This is a genomic window from Paraburkholderia diazotrophica (genome assembly GCF_038900755.1).
Classification (GTDB): Bacteria; Pseudomonadota; Gammaproteobacteria; order Burkholderiales; family Burkholderiaceae; genus Paraburkholderia; species Paraburkholderia diazotrophica_A.
Map to the genome: position 1 here is coordinate 305,324 of NZ_JBBPEN010000003.1, position 19,445 is coordinate 324,768.

At 57.6% G+C, this 19,445-nt stretch carries 18 protein-coding genes; 7 read left to right on the forward strand and 11 right to left on the reverse strand.

Going from position 1 to position 19,445, the window contains the following annotated elements; all coding sequences use genetic code 11:
• Window positions 1-33: 33 nt before the first annotated feature.
• The 9 genes from AABE10_RS11335 to AABE10_RS11375 form a co-directional block, all read right to left on the reverse strand.
• A complete protein-coding gene (locus AABE10_RS11335; RefSeq protein ID WP_342933842.1) occupies window positions 34-798 on the reverse strand; it encodes a substrate-binding domain-containing protein in 765 nt (254 codons plus the stop codon).
• A 132-nt stretch (window positions 799-930) separates the two neighbouring features.
• On the reverse strand, window positions 931-2,496 hold the full coding sequence (locus AABE10_RS11340; protein WP_342933343.1) for a methyl-accepting chemotaxis protein: 1,566 nt from the start codon (window positions 2,494-2,496) through the stop codon (window positions 931-933).
• A gap of 224 nt (window positions 2,497-2,720) precedes the next feature.
• A complete protein-coding gene (locus tag AABE10_RS11345) occupies window positions 2,721-3,008 on the reverse strand; it encodes a hypothetical protein (protein WP_342933344.1) in 288 nt (95 codons plus the stop codon).
• Window positions 3,009-3,032: 24 nt separating this feature from the next.
• A complete protein-coding gene (locus AABE10_RS11350; RefSeq protein ID WP_342933345.1) occupies window positions 3,033-3,419 on the reverse strand; it encodes a hypothetical protein in 387 nt (128 codons plus the stop codon).
• A 163-nt stretch (window positions 3,420-3,582) separates the two neighbouring features.
• A complete protein-coding gene (locus AABE10_RS11355; RefSeq protein ID WP_342933346.1) occupies window positions 3,583-4,116 on the reverse strand; it encodes a GlcG/HbpS family heme-binding protein in 534 nt (177 codons plus the stop codon).
• Between the two features lie 313 nt (window positions 4,117-4,429).
• Entirely contained in the window at window positions 4,430-5,206 is a 777-nt protein-coding gene (locus AABE10_RS11360) for an anti-sigma factor (RefSeq protein ID WP_342933347.1), read from the reverse strand.
• Complete coding sequence (locus AABE10_RS11365) at window positions 5,207-5,758, reverse strand: sigma-70 family RNA polymerase sigma factor (protein ID WP_342933348.1); 552 nt, start codon at window positions 5,756-5,758, stop codon at window positions 5,207-5,209.
• Window positions 5,755-7,209 (reverse strand): YncE family protein, encoded by a 1,455-nt coding sequence (locus tag AABE10_RS11370; RefSeq protein WP_342933349.1) that lies wholly within the window; start codon window positions 7,207-7,209, stop codon window positions 5,755-5,757. Before AABE10_RS11370 ends, AABE10_RS11365 begins: the two co-directional genes overlap by 4 nt.
• An 8-nt stretch (window positions 7,210-7,217) precedes the next feature.
• A complete protein-coding gene (locus tag AABE10_RS11375) occupies window positions 7,218-7,667 on the reverse strand; it encodes a DUF305 domain-containing protein (protein WP_342933350.1) in 450 nt (149 codons plus the stop codon).
• Window positions 7,668-8,159: 492 nt separating this feature from the next.
• Between AABE10_RS11375 and AABE10_RS11380 the strand changes: the two genes are divergently transcribed.
• The gene (locus AABE10_RS11380) at window positions 8,160-8,489 is read left to right on the forward strand and encodes a carboxymuconolactone decarboxylase family protein (RefSeq protein WP_342933351.1); all 330 of its coding nucleotides are present in this window, start codon (window positions 8,160-8,162) and stop codon (window positions 8,487-8,489) included.
• A 292-nt stretch (window positions 8,490-8,781) separates the two neighbouring features.
• Window positions 8,782-10,320: a GMC oxidoreductase gene (locus AABE10_RS11385; RefSeq protein ID WP_342933352.1), complete on the forward strand. Its 1,539-nt coding sequence runs from the start codon at window positions 8,782-8,784 to the stop codon at window positions 10,318-10,320.
• A 53-nt stretch (window positions 10,321-10,373) separates the two neighbouring features.
• Here the strand turns inward: AABE10_RS11385 and AABE10_RS11390 are convergent, their stop codons facing one another.
• Window positions 10,374-10,850 carry an Lrp/AsnC family transcriptional regulator gene (locus AABE10_RS11390; RefSeq protein ID WP_342933353.1) on the reverse strand — a complete coding sequence of 159 codons (477 nt, stop codon included), beginning with the start codon at window positions 10,848-10,850 and terminating at the stop codon, window positions 10,374-10,376.
• Between the two features lie 182 nt (window positions 10,851-11,032).
• Between AABE10_RS11390 and AABE10_RS11395 the strand changes: the two genes are divergently transcribed.
• From AABE10_RS11395 to AABE10_RS11405, 3 genes are all read left to right on the forward strand, one after another.
• Window positions 11,033-12,262, forward strand: a complete 1,230-nt coding sequence (locus tag AABE10_RS11395; RefSeq protein WP_342933354.1) for a diaminopropionate ammonia-lyase — start codon at window positions 11,033-11,035, stop codon at window positions 12,260-12,262.
• 32 nt (window positions 12,263-12,294) lie between these two features.
• Complete coding sequence (locus AABE10_RS11400) at window positions 12,295-13,455, forward strand: M20 aminoacylase family protein (RefSeq protein WP_342933355.1); 1,161 nt, start codon at window positions 12,295-12,297, stop codon at window positions 13,453-13,455.
• A gap of 181 nt (window positions 13,456-13,636) precedes the next feature.
• Window positions 13,637-14,524 (forward strand): HTH-type transcriptional regulator ArgP, encoded by an 888-nt coding sequence (locus tag AABE10_RS11405; RefSeq protein WP_342933356.1) that lies wholly within the window; start codon window positions 13,637-13,639, stop codon window positions 14,522-14,524.
• A gap of 1,398 nt (window positions 14,525-15,922) precedes the next feature.
• Here AABE10_RS11405 and AABE10_RS11410 read toward each other — a convergent pair.
• Window positions 15,923-16,840 carry a LysR substrate-binding domain-containing protein gene (locus AABE10_RS11410; protein ID WP_342933357.1) on the reverse strand — a complete coding sequence of 306 codons (918 nt, stop codon included), beginning with the start codon at window positions 16,838-16,840 and terminating at the stop codon, window positions 15,923-15,925.
• Between the two features lie 326 nt (window positions 16,841-17,166).
• Here AABE10_RS11410 and AABE10_RS11415 point away from each other — a divergent pair, with 326 nt between their 5' ends.
• Entirely contained in the window at window positions 17,167-18,534 is a 1,368-nt protein-coding gene (locus AABE10_RS11415; RefSeq protein WP_342933358.1) for an MmgE/PrpD family protein, read from the forward strand.
• 262 nt (window positions 18,535-18,796) lie between these two features.
• Window positions 18,797-19,420 (forward strand): hypothetical protein, encoded by a 624-nt coding sequence (locus tag AABE10_RS11420; RefSeq protein ID WP_342933359.1) that lies wholly within the window; start codon window positions 18,797-18,799, stop codon window positions 19,418-19,420.
• Window positions 19,421-19,445: the final 25 nt, after the last annotated feature.

A 19,445-nucleotide genomic window follows, 5' to 3' on the forward strand; every position in this document is an offset into this window, starting at 1 on the left:
CGCTTGCCCTTATCCACCGCTCGTTTCCCCGACTTACCTTCCGGTGACCCAGCCCCAATGGGCAAAAATCGCCGCACCCGCATCGGAACGGAGGAAATCCACGAACTGCTGGGCAGCGGGATTTTCCGCCCCGTGTTTGGTCACCGCCACGCCGGTGTCACGGTAGATTGCGTAGCGCGGCTCGATCGGGACTGTCTCCGCGAGCGAGGGGTTCGATACTTGCCAGATGTTCCAGATTAGCCAAGCATCGATGTCGGGCTGCGCGATCCAGGTCTGTCGCGCGACCGCGCTATTGCCTGCGAAGCTCACGATGTTGCTGCGCATCGCCGCGACCGTGCGAATATCTCCCAGCCGGCCCGCAACGTCCTCCCATACGCCGTTCTGCCCGGCGCCATTGACCACCAGAATCTTTATGCCCGGCTTCAGCAAGTCCCCCAGGCCATGAATATGACGAGGATTGCCGGGACGAACGAGTATTGACATTGGACGAAGATACAGCGGTATCGGTGCTTGAGGCGTTAGTTGATCGCCCATCGCGACGACAAAGTCCGACATCATTGTTTCCGAGCCGCTGTAGATCAGGTCAGCGTCGGCGCGTGCGTGATCGATCCATGAGGGCGTCGGTCCAGCCGTGACATCGACATGCTTGCCTGTCTGTTTCTCGAACGCTGCGGCCGCTTCCTTCATTGCCGGTGCCGGGCCGCCGGGTCCGTAGACATGCAGCGCGGATTGAGCCGATGCGTGGACTGACGAGATGGACAACGCCACCACGGTAGCGAGAGTTGCGCAAGCTCGCATGGCGAACTGCGAATAGCGACGATTCACGAATACTCCTTAAATTTCCCAGTCGTTGGGGGCAGGTCACGGATAGATGCGCGGAACATGTTCGCAGGTCACGGCCTATAAACGGGCGCTAGGCGTACGTATATTTCACGCAGCACTAAGCGCGGGCAGGCGTGTATCCACCTTGAAGATGGAGATGGCGGTGCGCAGTTCGATCGCCTGCTCCTCGAGCGACCGCGCCGCTGCTGCCGATTCCTCCACAAGGGTGGCGTTCTGCTGGGTCACATGATCAAGCTGATTGACAGCAGTGTGGACCTGCTCGATGCCATCAGTTTGCTGTTCGGATGCGGTCGAAATCTCTGCGACGATGTCCAATACCTTGCGCACCGCCAGCTTGATCTTTTCCACGCTAGCGCCAACCTCGCCAGCCTGGCGCGCGCTATCTTGGATCATATCGACCGATGTCTCGATGATTCCCTTGATCTCCTTCGCCGCCGCGGACGAGCGTTGCGCGAGCGAGCGCACCTCGCTCGCCACTACGGCGAAGCCGCGCCCCTGCTCGCCGGCGCGTGCCGCCTCAACCGCGGCATTGAGCGCGAGGATGTTGGTCTGGAATGCGATGCCTTCGATGAGGCTCGTAATCTCCGAGATCTCCGTAGCGCTTTCATTGACCCGCCCGATTGTCCCGAGCATCTCCTGCACCGCGGAGTGGCCCGTATCCGCAATGTCGCTCGCATCCGCTGCGAGCGCTTTCGCTTCATGCGCGTTGTCCGCGTTCTGTTTCACTGTTTCGGTCAATTGCGTCATGCTTGCAGCGGTTTGCTCGAGTGAGGCGGCTTGCTGTTCGGTGCGGTTGGCCAGCGAGGCGTTCTCCGTGGCAATTTGGCTCGCGGCGGAATTGATGGTCTCGACGCTTGTCCGGACGCCACCGATGATCTGTGCAAGCCTTCCATTCATTTTCTGCAAGGCTTGCATAAGCTGGCCCATCTCGTCGTGCGTCCGCGCTTCGACGTGGACCGTCAAATCTCCCTCAGCAACGCGATTGGCCGATTCGACAGCCGCGCGTGCTGGCGCGACGACCGAGCGAGTGATCGCCAAACTGCAGATGATGCCGAGTACGATTGCGGCAAGGGCGGTTCCGGCAATGGTCAGTGTGGCGCTGCGCGAGGCGGCCGCCGCGTCGTTGCCGCTTTGCACCATCAGGTCGGTCTGGAATTTCACCAGATTGTCGAGCGCGTCGAAGTACGTTTGTTGATCTTTGCGTAGATCATCAAAACTGAGATCGATGGCCTCGTCTTTGTGCCCCTGCCGGGTGAGATCAGCGACCCTGTTACGCGTATCCCGGTAGTGCAGCTGTACAGCTCTCATCTCGTCGAAGAGCTTGCGTTCTTCAGTAGAGCGAATGAGCGCGTCGAGTTGCTTGATCGCTGGATCGTACTTTATGCGCGTTTGCTGGACTTGCTCCAGGTACTTGGTGACCTCATCTGCGTCGCGGGCCAGCAGCGCGGCGCGCATCTGACGCGCCGCGAAGTTCGCATAATCTTTGAGTTGATGAGCGAGATCAACCTTGACATAGGTTTCGGTGACCAGCTCTTGTGTGCGTTGGCTCGCCGCGCGGAGTTGAGTTGCCGCGAGGATCGAGATTCCGATCAGCAGCGCGATCAAGAGACCAAAGGCTGCGGAAAGACGAACGCCGATTTTGAGGTTATTCATTTTTCTCATGAGAAATCGAACAAGAAATCCCCGTGCTCGAGACAGTGATGACGAATGCTTTATAAGCGCTGGAACGAAGAGGGTGCCCGTCTACGCGCATTCCGCTGGTTTTCCTCGAGATGGAAAAAAAGGTGCCGTGCTGGCACGGCACCCCAAATGATCCCGGGACAGGGTGGAGAGGAGGCCCGGGATCCAAACGAGGCGGTGCGGGTTGCGCGAAGAACCTAGTTGGGCATGGCGCCTTCTGCCTGCAGCGCGATCAAGAGCACGTTGGTCTGATTCAGCAGCGCTTCCTGATACTCGGCGGGCAGTGGCAAATCGTCTCCGAACGACAGAGCGTCTTCTATGCCCTGACGGAAGCGGTGCGTGACCTCTTTGCGCTGCGAAGTGGCCAACAGAGGCAACACCGCATCAACAAACTTGTACAGTACCGCGAGCCGTCCGCCAAAGACGGATATCGCATTAGCATTCGTCTCAAGTGTCCGCTTGAGTACTCGCAGATGGTCTTCCAAGGTATTGCACGTCGGGGCAGACATTCAGAACGTCTCCCATCCGTTTGCTCCAATGCGCCTCGCCGGCTTGATGGTGCCAATAACGGTAGCGGTAACGGTGGATCGGCCTTCTTTCGTGAGTGCGGGCTCGGCAGACGCTTTCCGCACGGAAAGCTGGGGTCTTTGTTCTTGGGCGATCTTTTGCATCGAAGAACTGTCACTCGAGAATTTGAACGAGGCAACGAAGTCTTTTGATTTAGTCGGCTGCTCTTCCAGCGATTTCGCCGCGGTGGCCGTTTCTGCAACCAACGCCGCATTCCGCTGTGTTAGCTCGTCCATCTGCACGGCTGCCTGATTGAGCTGCTCGATGCCGCGACTTTGCTCTTCGGAGGCGGAGGCGATTTCGCCTACCATATCGGACACCTGCTTCATCGCCTGGTTGCCTTTCGCGATCTCACTCGCTGCGATCGCGACTCGCTCGGTCGTTGTGCGGAGGTCAGTTTCTTCAGCATACGGAGTCCTAATAGCAGAATGAGAAGGGCGGTATGGAATTCGACAAGCCGAGCGCGGCACCGGGCGCGGATCGCTGTGGGGGTTAGCGCGGTAGCTGGTCTTTGATCTTAGCTACCGCGGCTAGCGCGCACGCTTCGTCCTTGTCCCCTCCAGGCGAACCGCCCACGCCGATGCCCGCGACGATCTCATCGCCGACCTTGATGGCCACCCCACCGGGCAACGTTGTTACATTTGGCGTGGATGCCAAGGACTCTGCAGCAAGGGGCGGAAATTTCGAGGTGAGTAGATCCAGGAACTGACTAGTACGCTCGAAATGAAAAACCGGACCCATCGAAGCTGCTGTGTACGCCTTCCGATAAGAGGAATCTTTCGTATGGATTGCCGCATGGTCGCCCCGCAAGACAGCTTGGGGCGTTCCTGCGACGTCGACTACGGTCGCCGTGACAGCGTAGCCCTTTGCAGTGCACGTTTGCACCGCTTCGAGCGCCGCCTCCAATGCGAGCTTCATTGGCAGGACGTAGCCGCTGGTTGAAACTTGTGCGTGTGCTGTCGGTAGCGAGGTGAGGCTTGCGACTGCGATCGTGCTCAGCGCAATCATGCTTTTTGTTTTTGCCATCTGATTTCTCATGAAAAAGAGGGGGCCGTCCAACGCTCTCGCTGCGTCGAGCTCGCGCAAGTAGGAGATCTCTCGTCGAACACAAATACTAAGGTTGACTAAACGCCTCGCGGGACCCAGCCCGCCGACCTGAGCCGAGGCTATTGTTCACCGTAAAGTGCTTCCCGGCAAACTAGATATTCTGTTTCTAGAGAAAGAAAATGTTTAGACGACGCGGGAGAAGGCACTGGGTCACCGGATGCCATTGCTCATCAAAGAGCGAACTCGGGCCGGCGACGACCAGCTGCAAAGCAACGGTTTCCTGCCGCTTTCGCTACGCCGAAGGCCCGACACGCACCTGCCTACGGACCTCGTCTGCAATGGGGTGAAGTAGGTGAGGCGATTCAGTGCCAACCACGCTGTAGCCAAGTCCACGCGCTGCCCAAGTGATACCGCCGACGTTTCCCGCGGCTTGCTCTATCATCGGTGCCTCCTTCTCGCGAACCATCGGCCTGATCATGATGGCCATGCGCGTTCCATCGGCTCGGTCATAGAAGAACAATCCAGCTGAGCCATGAACCGTTGACACCAATCTACCGCCGACATATTGGTAACCGGATCGGCTTAGGTCCGGAATTTCCACCGGCCGCTGAAGCTTCTCTGACACCAGCTTGATCAAATCCGCCTTGTCCATTTCCGCAGCCGGATCGGCTGCATAGGCCATATAGCTGCTGCGTGCCTCGCCAGCGAGTACCGAGATGCCGCCGCTCGGCGCCAGTGCGCCTCGCATATGCCAGCCGCCTACGGTGCCGGTCGTAAGTGCAAGCACGACTGCTGCGGCCGTTCGCCAAATCGTAGGGCGCGACTTGTGCTGATGCGCGAGCAGCGAACTCACCCGCAGCCGCTCGGGAACAGCTTCGTCGGCAATCGGTGCAAGTGCGGATCGCAGGCGTTGCCGCTGCGCGGCGAACTTTGTTACGGTGGCTGCGGCCGCAGGATCACGATCCAGATAATCTTGAACTTCCTTGCGGCGATCGGCGTCAAGCGCATGGTCGATGTAGGCATGAAAATCCTCTTCGACAATGGGAGCTGGCTGCTGATGTTTGTCCACTTACTTCATCCTCCGCAAGAACGGGCCGCCTTGAGTACGTGCCTCCCGCTTTCCGGTGCCGTCGAGAGCGCTTTGCAGGCGCTCTCGTCCTCGAGCTAAACGGGACATCACGGTTCCAACCGGGATGTTCAGCGTCTTGGCGGCTTCCGCATAGGTAAGGTCCTCCACGGATACCAGCAAGATTACGCTGCGCTGATCTTCGGGTAGCGCGGCCAATGCCTTCATCAGTTCCCCATGGCGGATCCGGTGCTCCTGGGGCGCGGGGACGGCGAAGGCGCCCTCGTCGACGTCTGCAATATCGAGGTGCAACCCACGCCGCGCGTGTTGCCGCAACCTGCTGACGATGAGATTGTGGGCGATGGAGAATACCCACTGGCGGGTATTCTCCGCGCGCCGCCGGGTTTCCCAATGGCTGATGGCTCGCTCGAGGCAATCTTGAACGAGGTCGTCAGCTAGGTCGCGGTCACGGACCATCGCGCTGGCATAGCGACGCAGCGCCGGAATCATTGGCTCGAGTTCCGTGATGAGGGCGATGCCCGCGCTGCCGATCATTGCGTGGCAACCTGCAATTGAACCGGCTCTGCAGGTTTGCCCTGAACGATTGGCGCGACTACCAGATATCGTCGGGCATTGGTCGCCTCAGCTTGAACAACTTGGCGTATCGGACCGACTGCGTTGACGATGGCCGAACCGGCGGGATTGGTCATGAAGTTAGCCAGGGGCTCCAGTGTTCCGGAGCCGTCAGCGTTCTTGGCGAGCGCAATGACGTAGGGCTGCTTCGGTTTCAATCCGGTGACGGATGCTTGCAGGACTTGCGACAAGCCTTGGTCGAACAACGCAACGCTCGTTCGACCCATGCCGGTACCCGCCTCGACCAGCGACAACGAGGCTACCTGGCCTGCTACGCCCAGGGCCTGCAGATTCTGCATCCCTGTCCCGCCGCTGGGCACGGCATTAGGAACATACACGACGGCTTGCGGAGCTTGGCCGATCGGTACGTTGCCGACAACGGTGTTCGATGCCGTATCGATGACGGCGAGGGCGTCCGCATTTTCTAGGCCGACATAGACGCGGCTACCGTCGCCGGAGGGCCACACACCGTGCGGGAGGTTACCGACAGGGATGGTGGCAACCTGCGAAAAGTCACTTGTTCTGAAGACTTTCACCTGGTTGAGACCGCCCACGGTCAGGTAGGCGAACGTCCCGTTGCTCGTCTTGGCGAAGTTGACGTGGTTCGTGATCGGTCCCGTTTCGAACGACCTGATCACGCTGAAGGGGGGGCGTGCGTCGAATACAGTCGTCCTGCCCGTGTCTTTGAGTGTGAACCAGACCTGGTTGCCGTCGGGTGAGGCCGCGATGTTCGGGCAAAACGGGCTGTCCTGCTTCACCTTCGCGATGATCTTGTGCGACGCGACCTCTATGATGGCTGTCTCGGGATTGAACGATGAACAAACATATGCGTACTTCCCGTCGGTCGAGAAGATTTGCATTCCGGGGCCGGCAGCCGTCGTGATGCGCGTCTTTTCTTCGAAAGTGGCCGAATCGATCACCGAGACATAGTTTTCGCCTCGGACAGTGACCCAAACCTCCTTGCCGTCAGGCGTGAAGAAGGCCTCGTGGGGGGAGCGGCCGAGATATGTGGTGTGTTTGACCGCGTTGGTCTCGGTATCGATGAATGTCACCGAATTCGACCCGATCGATACGACGGCAAGCGTTCGATGGTCCGGCGAGAAACCGAGACCGTGGACGAGAACTTGGCCGTGGTAGAGCGGACTAAAGCTGCTGGGAGATGGATCGCCCAGACGAATGACGCCGAGCAGCTTGTTATCGGCCGGGTCTGTTACCGATACGGTGTTCGAAAATTGCTCGGCTGCGTAGATGCGGTCCCGATGACTGACAGGAATATCCGCGTCGGTCTCTCGGCCAGGTACTTGGCCGGCGACGGCCATGGCCGACAAAAACGCGGATGAAACGAGCGATGAGAGCAAGAGTTTCTTAAGCATGCGGGTTCCTAGTGCGAGTGTTCGTTGTGTTCCGGCGCGTCGATAGCCTGATGCGCTGGTGCACTGACTTGTGTCGGTGACGGTACAGACGGGGGGAGTTGTTCGCCCAGGGCGAATTGCATCGCGGCGATCTCCTGCTGCTGTTCAACGATGATTTCCTGGGCGATGCGCCGCAACTGCTCATTGCTTCCGTAGCGCAGTTCCGCAAGAGCCATGTCGATCGCGCCTTGGTGGTGGGGAATCATCATGGCGGCAAAGTCTCGATCGATATCGCCCGAGGGCTTGATCTCCATAGCAGCCATCATTTTGTCCATCGCGGCGCCGTTTTCCGCGTGGAACGCCTCTTGAGGCGTCGACGCATGTGCAGCGGTTGCGATTGCAGAGGCAACCAGCAGCAATGGCCAACGCTGAGCGCGCCATCGATTTGTTGCGATGGATTTTGCTTTTTCGCAGTTCATCCTGATTTCCTGTCTCGGGTGTATCCCTACCCCCCGGTGGACGCTGCACGATCAGGTTTATTCCATTCGGCAGGGTCCATGCTCGAACGGAAGCAAGTCTTGAGTACAAGAGTGCCGGGGGCAAGCGAGATAAGGTTTTTCGGTGTGAAAGAATTTCTTCCGAGAGAGCATTTCCGAGTCGCACGGTGGCCTCTGAGGAATAGCTGGAACTGGCTTCCTCGAAGACCTAAATCGTAAGGCGCCTGATGCGCGTCAGTTGAGTTTTTCCGTCCTCCTTCAATCGGCTTACCATTCGCCGCATCCATGCGGTTTCATCGGATGCGAACTGGGATTGAAGGATTGAAGGGCGGACGAGGCAGGGGCGATAAACATTTTATTGTGATCCGACAAAGCACGTCTGCCTTGTGAGTAGGTTCTTGCCTGTCTATCGTTGTTAACGCGCTCTCGTCTGCGCGAACTTCGAAGCTGATATCCAAAAAGAGGAATCGTCAAATGAGCTATCAGGAAAGGTCCGACCTCAACTTGTCAGAAGAGCTGTTCCGACTCGCTGGTCCCGATGGAGAGACGTTTAAGGCTTTTCATCATGACGCGATCGCGCGCACGGATGGCCAGATTCCCAATAAGTATCGGGAACTCGTCGCACTGGGCGTGGCCTTCACGACTCAGTGTCCTCTCTGCGTTGACCTTCATACTGCGGGCGCCAAACGGCACGGCGCCACTCGCGAAGAAATTGCTGAGGTCTGCATGATCGCAGCCGCCATGCGTGCTGGTGCCGCGTACGGGCAGGGACTCCTTGCGTTGAAGCTGTATGACCAGCGCTAACAGCATCCGCTAGGACGTTGGTGGGTTGCTAAGCGAGGCTGCCTGCGGAGCCCCATGCTAGTTCTGCAGGCTACCTCATGCCCGTGGGACGCTTACCCGCCGCAAGCCTGATCGGTCCCGTTGCTCACAGGCTCCAAGGGCGATTGTCGACGCGAACCGATATACGGCTCGGTGCCAAGTTCGTCAGTCTGTCCAGATATGTTTTTTGCCCGGTGGCGTTGGTCGGTATCTCGCTTCGTACGATCGGGCCGGCGCGGCCGAGCTTTGAAATTCATTGGAAATGCATAGAGCCATGGATGATCGAGTCGAGATATTGGTGATAGGCAGTGGGTTTGGCGGAGCTATTGCCGCAAAAAGACTCGCCGAGGCGGGGAGGGACGTATTGATGCTCGAGCGCGGTCCGTGGCGAAATACGGTTCCTATGCAGTCGAGTGGCATGGATGAATTGGCGCCTCTCCCCCAAGGCCGGCATGCGTTTACCTACGGCCTCAGATCGGTCAGATCACGGTTCTTTAAAGGTGAGATGCTCCTAAATAAAAGGGGCTTTGTTGAGGCATACCTGGGTAAAGGCATCAATGTGATTTGCTCTTCGAACGTCGGAGGAGGGAGTCATATCTATGCGGCGGTGCTGGGTAGACCATTCGATCCCCGGTATTGGGATCATTGGGATCCGCGAATTTCTCAAGAGCACATGGAGAGCTACTATGACGAGATACTTGCGCTTCTCGACGCAAGACCTGTGTGTCCAGATGATGAGGTTCCGAACCGAATAGATGGAACGAATTACAACGGCGAGCTATCGAACGCTGGGCTGAGAAACGCACCCGTAGGCATTCTTCTGCCCAAGTACCCCGGGCATGCGAGCAAGGTGTCGGCCGGTTATGGGCTGGAGCGCTGGGAGTGCGACATGCGGAACAACAGCTTCCTCGGTTCTCCGTCCGGAGCCAAAACAACGTTGGATTTCTCGGTCATTTGGCCGGCAATGCAAGATGGCTTGATTGTGCGGGATCTCTGCGAGGTCAAGTCGCTTCGAAAACTAGGAGCAGGAGGCCGAGGCAAACTGCGATACGAAATTCGCTATCGAAACCATAGAAACGGACTTGACGCAAGCGTGCTTGCAGAAAACGTCATCCTGGCCGCCGGCGGAGTGAATACTGTTCGTTTGCTAATGAAGAGTCGCGATGTTGATCGTGGTTTGGATGGCATGCCGAGGTTGGGTTATAGATTCGGCACGAATGGTGGTTTTTTCGGTTTTTGGCGTGAAAACAGCGAGAGAGATCTTACGCAGGGGACACCACTCAGTGAACCTTTCCGTGTAAAAAATTCGCGGAGCAAATCTGCGCAGATGCTGCGAGCGGGAATTCAGGGTTTGGATGATATTCCTCTTCCGATGTTTATGAAAAAATGGTTGCGCAAGAATTCGTTTATCGTTGCTATCGGAGGGGATGAGGGGAATGGTTTGATGGTGATGCGGAATGGTACGTTTACCATTAAATATAGTAAGCGTGACAACGATGTTTATAAGGAAATCTCGGAAGAAATACGGAATATAGAAGCGTCGACAAAAACCAAAGTGTACGCAACCGGTGCGCCTGTAACGGTTCAGCCAATTGGGGGGGCGTGTTTGGGAGCGTCGAATTCCGAGGGGGTCGTCGACGCCAACGGGGAAATTTTCGATAACCCCGGGATCTATGTAACGGATGCCGCGGCGCTCCCTATGCCTCCCGGAGCGCCACCGAGTCTGTCGATCGCCGCATGGTCGGCCCACGTAGCGGATAGGTTGTTGGAGTCGCTGCAGCGTGATGCCCTCCGTCCGCTACGAGGTGTTTGACGGTATAGGGATCCGAAAAGGCGGTGTAATCGGCAATCTCCCGCGCAGCACCACTAGTCTTGTAGGTCGACCGGGACGTTCTGTCCTGTCTTGACCCGGCTCATGGTGACTAGCGTCTTGAAGCGCTTCACATTGTTGTTCGCGAAGAACAGTTGGCGCGTGAGCTCATTGTACTGGTCCATATCCTTCACGGTCAGTACCAGCGCAAAGTCCCATTCGCCGGCGAGGTAGTAGCACTGCTGAACCAATGGGCATTGCTGGAACGAGCGTTTCATCGCATCGAGTTGATCGATCTGCTCGCTCTCAATCTCGACCAACGTGATGATCGTCAGGCTGTAGCCGACTTTTTCCTGCGCAATCACCGCGACGTAGCGGTCGATGACGCCCAGTTCCAACAAACGGCGCAGTCTTCGATTCACGGCCGCCGTAGAGAGATTGACTCGGGTGCCCAGCTCATTTTGCGGAATGTGAGCGTTGCGCTGCACTTCCGCCAGGAGCCTTCGGTCGAAGCTATCAAGGTCATCGTGCATGTTTTTTCAAAAGCTCCCGGTAAATAGAGATTTTTTTGCGCATCCGATGCAAAAGAAGAGATCTGTTCGAGGTCGCAGCGGAATACTATTTTGCTCGAAAGGGGATCGAAGATACAAGTGATCCCGCTCGAATCAAACGAATCCGCGGCCCCGACTCGGCTGCCTCACCGGAGCAACCCGACATGCTGATTGCCAACCCTCGGTCGTCCCATACCTCGTACCCCGGGGCCTTGAGGGACATTCTCAACATACGTGCCGCGCATGAGAGCGGCGCGTGGCTTTCGAAATGGGAGCAGATCAGCGGGGCCGCAACGCCATTGTGGGACCTGCCGGATGCAGCCGCGGCTCTCGGTGTGTCCGAGCTACGACTCAAGGACGAATCGTTTCGGTCACCCCTTGGGAGCTTCAAGGCCTTGGGTGCTCCCGTCGCGCTGATGCGACTTGTCATGCGTCAATGGCGTGCCCACGACATCGAGCCGAAAGCACTGATCACGGGGCATTACGCGCAGATGCTGTCGAACCTGACGGTGATTAGCGCGACAGACGGAAATCATGGGAAGTCCCTTGCGGCGGCGGCCAGTTCGATCGGCTGTCAGTGCGTGATCGTGCTGCATGCCAACGTGAGCTTCGAGCGGGAACAAGCGATCGCTGCCTATGGGGCAAAAATCGTTCGCATCGACGGAAACTATGATGAATCCGTTGAGCACGCCGCGCGACTTGCGGCAAACAATGGCTGGCATGTCGTGTCCGACACATCGTACGAGGGCTACGAGGTAATCCCTCGAGATGTCATGCAGGGTTACGGCGTCATTTCGGCGGAAATTGTGGCGCGACTGAATGAGGAACCTTCCCGGCCTCCCTTTACGCATGTATTTCTGCAGGGGGGCGTCGGTGGTCTAGCCGCCGGAATTGCGAGCTATTTGTGGGAGCACTACGGCGCCGAACGGCCAAATTTCATCGTGGTCGAGCCGCAACAGGCGGACTGCCTGTACCAAAGTGCAATCTCGGGGCTCGCATCCCGGGCGACGGGGTCCGTCGACTCCGTGATGGCGGGGTTGGCCTGCGGTGAAGCTTCCCCACTCGCGTGGAAGATACTTGACCGATGCATCGATCATTTCATGACGATCGCCGATGACGACGCAATTGCGGCAATGCGTTCGCTCGCGCGTGGCTCTGAGCGGGACGCACCGCTGGTGGCGGGGGAGTCGGGTGCTGCGGGGTATGCCGGATTGGCGGTGCTGATGAAGAGCCGCGACCTTGCGCAAGCCGCAGGGCTCGGACCAACGTCGCGCGTGCTGGTCATCAACACTGAAGGGGCGACTGCGCCCTCCGTCTACCGGGAACTGGTTGGCGAAACCGCGAACGCGGTCGAAGCGCGCCAAGCTGCATGGAAACTTCGTGTCGTTCAGTAGACGACACAATGGCAAACGGAGAAGAATGCATCATGGAACGCTCGCTGCAGGAACAGTTGAAGAACTGGCGCCACCAAATTCATCAGCATCCGGAAACAGGATTCGAGGAGAAGAGGACGTCGGACTACGTTGCGAACGTATTGACGACGCTCGGCTTGGAGGTCCACCGCAACATCGGTGGCACGGGGCTTGTCGCAAACCTGAAGGTCGGCAACGGAAGCGGCGCCATCGGGCTGCGCGCCGATATGGACGCCCTGAACATTACGGAGAACGTCCCCGGTCGGCCTCACGCCTCGTGCATCCCAGGAAAAATGCACGCCTGTGGCCATGACGGTCATATGGCGATGATCTTGGGTGCGGCCCGCCTGCTTGCCGAGCAGCGCAACTTCAACGGCACCGTCCGATTCATTTTTCAACCGGCGGAGGAACACGGTCGCGGCGCGAAGGCCATGATGAAGGATGGTTTGTTTGAACGCTTTCCGGTCGACGCGATCTTCGGTGCGCATAACATGCCTGGCATGCCGGCGGGTAGCTTCTCGACGCGGCCGGGCGGCATCATGGCCAGCGAAGACAATTTCGTCATTCACATTAAGGCGCGAGGCACGCACGCCGCACGTCCGCATATGGGCGTCGATCCGATCGTGATCGCGTCGCAGATCGTACTTGCGCTGCAAACGATCATTTCTCGCAACCTCGATCCAAGTCTGCCGGCTGTGATTTCTTGCACGGAGTTCATCACCGATGGGTTGCGCAATGTGATTCCGTCGAATGTCACGACCAAAGGCGACACACGTAGCTACGCGCCGGAAGTTCAGCAACTGCTGGAGACGCGTATGCGTGAGGTCTGCGAGGGGCTCTGTCGAATGCACGGAGTGGATTGCGAATTCGAGTACACCCATGAATTCGCGCCGACGGTGAATACTCCGCGGTACGTCGAAGTCGCCGTTGCAGCGGCCACGCGTGTGGCGGGCGAACAAAATGTCGACGCGAACGTACAACCAATGATGATTTCGGAAGACTTCGGCGCATTTCTACAGGTCGTACCGGGCAACTTCGTATTCATCGGGAACGGTGTCGCCAACGAGGCAGGGGGAGTACCGCTCCATAACGCCACGTACGACTTCAACGACGACATTCTGCTCACTGGAGCGAGATACTTCGCGGAAATTGCGCATCTTACGCTGCCGGTGTAGAGGCGCAGTCGGGCGTTCCGCGGCCGTTACACACGCGCCGCCATCCATTGAGGCGCCGCGGTTCGGGCTCACCGCAATGGACGATATTCGCCGCAAGGCGGTGCCGCCAAGGAATCTTCGGGATCCGGGCGGGCAGTAACGTCGCGATCAATAACTAAGAACGGTCCTGGAAGAGGGCGCAATGTTGAACATGCTGCAATTAGAGACGTTTGCCGCAGTGGTGGAACATCGCCATTTCACTCGCGCTGCGGCTGCCTTGAACATTTCTCGTGGCGCGGCTTCGCGCCGGGTGAAAGTCCTTGAGGAATCTCTAGGAGCGTTGTTATTGAGTCGCGAACCGCCGCTCACTCCTACGAAGGCCGGAGAAGACGTCCTGCGCTATTTCATGTCGGTACGGCTGTTGCATGACGAGCTGCTTCGGCGTGTCACGCCAGGAGGTACGACTACCACGGCCCTTGCTCTTGCGGTCAACGCGGATTCGTTGGCAACCTGGTTCGGACCGGTAGCCCGGGAACTGGCAGGTCGCCATGTGGCGCTGGAAGTCGTCGTTGACGACCAAGACCATACACTCGACGCCCTCGCGCGCGGCGACGTCAAAGGATGCTTGTCCACGCACCGCAGGTCTGTCGACGGCTTCTTGGCCGAACCGGTTGGCAAAATGCGCTACCAGTGCGTGGCGACGCCCAAATTCGTGGCTGAGAACTTTGCCAACGGCATGGCGCTAGCTGATGCGCTGAAGACTACGGCTGTTCTGTTTAACAGAAAAGACGCGCTGCATGACGCTTTTCTGGAGTCGCGGTTCGGCGTGTCGGTTGGCAAGTACCTCAAGCACTATTTTCCATCACCGACTGCCTTGCTCGACGCAATATTGGACGGCCTCGGGTACGGGCTCGTGCCGGCGCTGCAAGCTGAGTCATTGATTGACTCCGGCAGATTGGTGGCGCTTGCCCCTGGTCATGATGTGCTGGTTGACCTGTACTGGCATCATTGGGAATCGGAGCCTGAGCCGCTCGCGAAGATTAGTGCGCTGGTCATCGACGCAGCTCGCCGAAGCCTGGATCAGACTTGAAGTCGCAATTGCGAGCCACCGCAGACCTTTTGGGCACCAGAACTCCTGATTCAAATTTCGGACAATGCCCGCCGACGACGTTGTGCTTTCGGGAATCGAAGTGGCTTATTTCACGACTGCGCACGGCGGCGCAAGCGCTCGACGTACCGCGCAACCAGCACGCAGGCTGACGCAGCAAGTCCCGCGGGGAGTGGAAGCCATGCCGGTATGCTGTCGACGCTTGCGCAACGCACTGTGGTGACCATCAGCGATGTCGCCGCACCTGACAGGATCATCATACGACGAGTACATTTCTAGACATAGAACTTTCGATATACTAAGAAATGTGCTCGCCTGCATCTGGATCGCTTTGTTCGAAGTTGGACGGTAACGGATCAAAATTTCGCGAAAGTTTTGTTGGCCAATAATTCGTTTCGATTCCTCTGTACCTCTCTGCGCAATCGTTCGATGCCCAGGAGAGGACCAGGATTTCACGGCTACGCGATTGATTTTACGAGCGTTTTGTCTGCTTCGCTCGCGACTATGTACTCACTGACGTACTCATTTGCGGCCGTCTAAAAAACGCCCGCTTTGTCGCGCGAGCGCGACGATCCTGTGGCGGATATGCCCGACGGCTTGACGGCGAGTATCAGCATATCGTCACCCCAGATTCGCTCGCGAACATTTCACCGGTGGTCTGACCGTCTGACCTTGCCCAGCGCGCTCAAGGCCACCGTCATCCTGTTCGACCTGAAGGACGTGCTTAACGATGCGTTTTTCGCGGTGTATGTCGGTGTGACGGTCGGTCGTGCCTCAAACACTATTTTCCTTCGCCGGTGGCGTTGCTCAATGCGATCCTGGCCGATCTCGACTACGCGCTGGAGCCCGCGATGCAGGCGGGGCCGTCGATCGGCAGCGGCAGACTGGTTGGGTTCGCACATGGGCACGATCTGATGATCGATCTGACAGGCATCACTGGGAGGAGGCGTCCGAGCCCCAGGCGACGATCAGCGCACTCGTCACGGAGGCGGCGTGGCCGCGCCTAGTCGAGCCCCGTTCCGAGGGGCGGGGGCGCCCGTTGACGGCCTCGCGAAGGCGTGCAGCGACGCTTGCCGTCGACCTTTCCTATCACCTAATCACGCGGCTCATCGTTGAGTAGCTGGTGCCACGCATACTTTTTTGGGGCAGTAGACAAAAAAATGATGGTCGCTTCGCCGCCTGCCATCGCGGGGATTCGGTACATACTCTCCGGCGGCGCTGGCTATGCAGACCTGGGCGCCGACTACTTCAGCCGACTCGACACCAGTAAAACCATCCAACGCCTTCTCAAACGGCTTGAGGATTTCGGCTACCACCGTCCGGATGCCATATTATTAGTACTCCTTGCCGGCCACTTGATTCATTAGAGGCTAAAGATTCCTACGCCACCAGCCCCTTTTCTCGCAGCGATTCAAGAGTCACTGTTCTCTCGTCCTCCATCGCTTGGATGAAACCTAGCGCAAGGCGGCTGGGTTGCCGATAGCTCGGCGTGAGAAGGTCGATGGTTATTTTGATCGAGAAGTCAAGTGGCTTGAAGACGATGTCTTTATGATGTCTTTCTAGAAACATCAACGGGTTTGTGATTGCGATGCCGATGCCGTTCGCGACCATCGAGCAGAGCACGGAACTCAATTGAGATTCCGCAATCAGGTTCCTTTTGACATCGCGGGCTGCGAAGGCGAGATCAATCACGTGGCGGGTAGGGTCCTCCAGCGCAAGTGATATGAAGCGCTCGTTCTCGAAATCAAGTTCGACAAGCGATTGCCGGCGAGTCAACCGATGTCCTTTCGGCAGAACCGCCACGGCGTCGAGTGTCAGAAATGCGGTCGAAGCGACCCCTGAAAAGCCCTCTTTGGGCCCCGCATATCCGATTTCACATAGACCTCCAGATGTGTACTCCCAAACTTGGCTGCTGGGTCTCGCTTGAAAGGAAATTGTCGCTTCTGGGAAGTCAGCAATGAACCGGCGCATTGCGCGCGGCGCAAAGTCAAACGAGAGTGCCATAAGGCTCGCTACGCGCAGCCTACCGGTCCCAAACTCTTTTATGTCTCTCGCAGCCTGTCGGAGGCGATCAAGTCCTACGAAGCTGTGCTGGACTTCCCGAAAGAATGCCATACCTTCGTCTGTCGGCGTAACCCGTTGCTTTTCGCGATCGAAAAGGGCGAAGCCAACGTCTTTCTGAAGCGCTGCCATCGCCCGACTGAGATTCGGCGGAGCCATACCCAGTGCGGCCGCAGCACGGTTTATGCCGTTATGCAACATGACTGCACGAAACAGTTCTATCTGACGTACGTCCATCTTCTTTCCTCAAATGATTCGGTCACAACCTCTGTCTCATCCTCTCTCGCCGTAAGAGCGCGAGCGCTAACGATGTCGCGGAAGGCGTTCGGCCCCCGACGTAACTAGGCCGACGCTAGATCCAACGAACACCTCTCCAGAACTGATGTTATCAGAAATGGAACAAATGGACCGCATTTGATATTTGACAGGCATTATTGCAAAGCCGAAACTTTTCATAACGGTGCAACAAGCGCGCTTTTTGTGACACGGACGAAAGTCGCTTGCTAGCACCGACGCGGTTGTGAAGATCTGTCACCGTTTGTGCTCACGATGGAACCAATTTAATGAAATCTCCTACGGCCTCAACAGTTAGTCTGCTGGCGCGCTACGTATGCGGTCTCAAAGCAGCCGATATTTCGGATGCGACCAAGCTCCGTGCAGCAATGTGTGTCTTGGACACCTTAGGAGCGATCGCCGCTGGCCTGCGTGTACCCAGTGTGGTCGCCGCAAGGGACGCCAGCATGGATCTGTTCGGAAAAGGTAACGTCCCCCTCTGGTTCGACGGAAGACGTACGACGCCCACCGGCGCGATGTTTGCGAACAGCTCGGCGGCGGCTGTGCTGGACATGGATGATGGGCATATCGAGGCCCGCGGGCATCCCGCCGCAGCAGTAATTCCGGCAGTGCTAAGTCTTGCCGCTGAGATCGGAGCCTCGGCCGATGAGGTCTTGAGTGCAATCGCGATCGCTTATGAGGTCGGCGTCCGGATAAAGTCCGGACGTGGTGATCACGGGCAAAAGGGATGGAACGGCCAAACCGGGGTGTGGACGGGTTTCTGTGTCGCGGCTGCGGCCGGGTGGTTACTAAAGGCCTCTGAAGATCAAGTTGCTAACGGCCTTTCCCTGGCGGGGGTTTACAGTCCCGGCCTGGTGGCCACGTCATACACTAACCAACTCGGGGCTGACGTCAAGGAGGGCATTCCATGGAGTACTGTCGCAGGCTATAGCTCGATGGTCTTGGCTAAGTCGGGGCACGTCGGTTTCGCAGATTTGCTCGATCATCCGCCCTTCTACGATCCGCAGCGCATTCTCGCTGGGCTGGGCGTGGCCGATTTGAAGATCAACAGCAACTATTTCAAACCTTATGCGACCTGTCGGCACTTTCACGCCGGGATCAAGGCTCTCGAAACAGTGATCATGGAGCAAGGCATCAAGCCAGGAGATATCACTGCGATCAAGGTCCATATCTTTGACTATGCCCTTAGGCTATCCAATAAAACCCGCCCAGCGAATTTGACGGACATTCAATACAGCATTCCGTACTGCATGGCTGTTGTCGCTACGCTGGGGACCGATGCCTTAATGCCCATCGACGAGACGTTGCTGGAGCGGCCGGAAATCTCAGCTCTTGCCGAGAAGGTTGAAATCATTCCAGACGCCGAGTACAGCGCCAAATACCCAGGAGTCGCCCTAAATCGGGTTGAGGTCGTGACCCGAAGCGGAGGATATTCGTCGTCCGCAACGCCTCCTCCATCCGTCGCTGACGCGCCGTCGCCAATCGAGGCACTGGTCCAGAAGTTTAGAAGGGCAACCCGAATAAATCTGGATCAACAGCAGCAAGAAGACGTGCTTCGGGCTTTCAGCATTTTTTTGAATGGAGAGATTGCGCCGCTGCTCGAAGTAATCGCGACACCAGTTTCGAAAGCGCATTAGACGAGTTTTGACGAAGAAGCGAGGGCGTCGGCGCCACGGAATAGTCCGTTATAAAAGTTCCAACGGCTGCTTTCATCACGAGAGCGTTATTGAATCTGAATCAGCGAGTTTTTTCAAAATGCAAGTGACAGAAAACGAGCAAGGGAAGAGTGGGGCCGATTCGGCGAATGTCATCACCAAGAGGCCAGTTTTGGGTGTCATAAAACTTGACCGCGACGACGTATCTCAGAGATCGCCAAAGACCGCGGGAAAGGATGTTGTGATGCCTTTCATGGTGGATGACCCGGCCTGCTGGTCCGTACCGTTATGCAAGACCGTTGCCAAGGGTGCAGACGCAGCGGCGAACAAGGTGCCCACGCCGGAGGCCGCACAGGGCATTCTCGAAGCAGCACGACGGCTCGACGGTCAGACTGACATGATCATCGGAGGGTGCGGCTATATGTGGGCCTCGCGTGCCCACCTTTACGGACAGACGTCCACCCCTCTGCTGACCAGCGCACTCGAGTTTCTCGATATCGCACTACGCATGACTAGCCGGCCGGTCGGAATTATCACGTGGGACGCCGTACCGCTCGTGCGTCTGCTGAAGGAACAGCCAGGGTTCGAGCGCCTCCGTTTCGTCAGCATCCGCGATTTGCCCGAGTGCGCAAAGTGGGTCTTGGACCCCTATGCACAGGAACAGCCATGCGGATGGAGCAAGGAGCGGATGGCCGAGCAACTGATCGACCGATTGACCATGGCGTTCGCCAATAATCAGGTCTTCGAGGACGTAGGTATTTTGGTGCTTGAGTGCACGTTGGTGCCTGACTTCCGGCGCGCTATTCGATCGGTAACGCGTGTTCCCGTGCTTGATCTCCTGCATTTCGTCAAAGCTGCGCTCGAGTAGCTTCATGCGGGTGACTCGATGTTGT

Coding starts and splice junctions, on each gene's coding strand:
- AABE10_RS11335 (WP_342933842.1), bottom strand. CDS start 798: ATGCGAGCTTGCGCAACTCTCGCTACCGTGGTGGCGTTGTCCATCTCG.
- AABE10_RS11340 (WP_342933343.1), bottom strand. CDS start 2,496: ATGAATAACCTCAAAATCGGCGTTCGTCTTTCCGCAGCCTTTGGTCTC.
- AABE10_RS11350 (WP_342933345.1), bottom strand. CDS start 3,419: ATGAAGCAGGTGTCCGATATGGTAGGCGAAATCGCCTCCGCCTCCGAA.
- AABE10_RS11355 (WP_342933346.1), bottom strand. CDS start 4,116: ATGGCAAAAACAAAAAGCATGATTGCGCTGAGCACGATCGCAGTCGCA.
- AABE10_RS11365 (WP_342933348.1), bottom strand. CDS start 5,758: ATGATCGGCAGCGCGGGCATCGCCCTCATCACGGAACTCGAGCCAATG.
- AABE10_RS11370 (WP_342933349.1), bottom strand. CDS start 7,209: ATGCTTAAGAAACTCTTGCTCTCATCGCTCGTTTCATCCGCGTTTTTG.
- AABE10_RS11375 (WP_342933350.1), bottom strand. CDS start 7,667: ATGAACTGCGAAAAAGCAAAATCCATCGCAACAAATCGATGGCGCGCT.
- AABE10_RS11380 (WP_342933351.1), top strand. CDS start 8,160: ATGAGCTATCAGGAAAGGTCCGACCTCAACTTGTCAGAAGAGCTGTTC.
- AABE10_RS11385 (WP_342933352.1), top strand. CDS start 8,782: ATGGATGATCGAGTCGAGATATTGGTGATAGGCAGTGGGTTTGGCGGA.
- AABE10_RS11390 (WP_342933353.1), bottom strand. CDS start 10,850: ATGCACGATGACCTTGATAGCTTCGACCGAAGGCTCCTGGCGGAAGTG.
- AABE10_RS11395 (WP_342933354.1), top strand. CDS start 11,033: ATGCTGATTGCCAACCCTCGGTCGTCCCATACCTCGTACCCCGGGGCC.
- AABE10_RS11400 (WP_342933355.1), top strand. CDS start 12,295: ATGGAACGCTCGCTGCAGGAACAGTTGAAGAACTGGCGCCACCAAATT.
- AABE10_RS11405 (WP_342933356.1), top strand. CDS start 13,637: ATGTTGAACATGCTGCAATTAGAGACGTTTGCCGCAGTGGTGGAACAT.
- AABE10_RS11410 (WP_342933357.1), bottom strand. CDS start 16,840: ATGGACGTACGTCAGATAGAACTGTTTCGTGCAGTCATGTTGCATAAC.
- AABE10_RS11415 (WP_342933358.1), top strand. CDS start 17,167: ATGAAATCTCCTACGGCCTCAACAGTTAGTCTGCTGGCGCGCTACGTA.
- AABE10_RS11420 (WP_342933359.1), top strand. CDS start 18,797: ATGCCTTTCATGGTGGATGACCCGGCCTGCTGGTCCGTACCGTTATGC.